This is a genomic window from Polaromonas sp. P1_G2 (assembly GCF_056405515.1).
Genome location: NZ_JBFUBY010001270.1, coordinates 1 through 433 on the forward strand (window position 1 = coordinate 1; position 433 = coordinate 433).

The window sequence follows — 433 nt, forward strand, 5'->3', positions numbered from 1 at the left end:
ATCTGCGAGCTTTTTCTATGAGCTGAGGTCCTCCAGAAACTCTGAACCTGGTGCGACGCCCGATATGAACAGATGATCCCGCGCTCGCGTCGCGGCCACGTACAGCAATTGCCTTTCGGTTGCCACGACCTCGTCCAACTCAAACTCGTCGGCGACGTCAGCAATGCGGGAGGCTAGCGGCAACACCCCTTCGTCGCATGCGATCACAAGCACTGCCCTGAACTCCAATCCCTTCGCGAGATGCATCGTCCCGATAAGAACGGCGTCTTCGACAGGCTTGCTTCCAAGACTCGACGTCGTTTTCAATCCAACGATCTCAGTGATCTTCGCCACCCGGGCAAGTTCGTCGTTAGACCGGCAGAAGATGCCGATTTCCCTGGGCGGGATGCCCTCCTTCAACAATCCGTTTAGGAAAGCCGCCGCCGCCACAGCC

The 433-nt window shown here is 57.7% G+C and carries 1 protein-coding gene; it reads right to left on the minus strand.

Going from position 1 to position 433, the window contains the following annotated elements; all coding sequences use genetic code 11:
• Positions 1 to 15 precede the first annotated feature (15 nt).
• On the minus strand, positions 16 to 433 hold a 418-nt coding region (locus AC1D0P_RS30095; protein ID WP_477680079.1), incomplete at its 5' end, for a 3'-5' exonuclease.